The organism is Wolbachia endosymbiont of Atemnus politus, assembly GCF_013309895.1.
The window spans coordinates 1-1,404 of the sequence record NZ_JAAXCS010000195.1 but is presented as its reverse complement, the minus strand read 5'-3'; the positions used below and the strand labels follow the sequence as shown (position 1 = coordinate 1,404).

General features: G+C 36.8%; 1 pseudogene. It reads left to right on the top strand.

Annotation, left to right across the window (positions count from 1 at the left end):
- Positions 1 to 146: 146 nt before the first annotated feature.
- Positions 147 to 821, top strand: a pseudogene (locus HET73_RS08860) (MBL fold metallo-hydrolase); the annotation flags it as partial.
- Between the last annotated feature and the right edge of the window lie 583 nt (positions 822 to 1,404).

The following is a 1,404-nucleotide window of genomic DNA, read 5'->3' as shown; positions in this document are numbered from 1 at the left end:
TTAAAACCGAAGTTTTCCTATTCTCACATTTTAATAATTTAAAATTAATAAATATAAATAAAAACGAATTTCTGTTTCTTCCACTCGGAGGAGTAGGCAGAATTGGGATGAATGCTAGCCTATATCACTACCAAGTCAAGTGAATTATGATTGATCTTGGTATTGGTTTTGCCGATGAAACTATGCCAGGTATTGAGCTACTAATTGCTGATGTAAGCTTTATTGCTCAACGAAAAAAATATTTGCTTGGGATAATAATTACACATGCACATGAAGACCACTGCGGTGCAGTGCCTTACTTGTGGGAAGAGTTGCAATGTCCCGTATATACAACAAAGTATACAGTCAATTTACTCAAGGTAAAGCTAAAGGAATTTAGATTGGAAGGCGTGGTAACTGTGAAGGAGGTAGATGTAAACGACAGCATAAATTTGGGGTCTTTCACCGTTGAGTTTATAAACGTAGCTCACTCAATTCCTGAAGCACATTCAATATTAGTTAGCTATGATGTGGGCAGCGCGCTTCATACTGGCGATTGGAAATTTGATCCAAAATCTGTTGTTGGTTTAACTTCTAACATAGGTTGTTGAAAAGAATTTGGCGATAAGGCTGATCTGCTTGCAGCAATTTGCGATTCAACAAACATATTGAGCAAACATAATCCAGAATCAGAAGGTGAGGTTTATAACAATATTTATAGCATAATAAGGCAGTCTAAAAAGCTAGTTGCTGTGTCGCTATTTGCTTCAAACGTAGCACGGATTGAAACGATAAGCCAAGCTGCAAAGGCACTGGATAGAAAAGTAGTTCTACTTGGAAGGTTGTAACGGTTGTAATTTTTCTCTCCTCACTCAAGTAGAGAAGAAGAGAAAAACCTCCCGTTACAAAAGATGAGATATAAAGCGATATATCTCGACCGGACTAGGTCAGCAAATGCACCAGGTCATAGGTTCAACTTCCAATCTCCCATCCAGGTACCTGGTGATTCCATCACCCCAAAATAGAAAACCATGTGTAGGGTGTAAGGTGGTATTCAAATAGGGAGACAGAGGTAAATATACCATAGGTTTATTATAACCAAAAATTAAACAAAATATATATACATCGATCGTGGGTGGAACAGCCACCTCTTAAAATCATTATATACAATAGGCTTTAATGCCTTTACATTTCTTTTTAAATAAATATATATACACAGTCACCTCTAGTGCTTCTCCAAGCAACATACTAGCGAACTCTAACCCTTGTCCTCAGATATTCAAGCTCTTTCACATTCTTTCTCCATTTGTACACTTTATACACCAAGCTATGCAGTTGGATATTGTTTTAAAATCACATAGCTGTCTATGGTTGAGAGTAAATATATGAGCATGATACCATATTAGGTGAGTATCTTTTAAACCA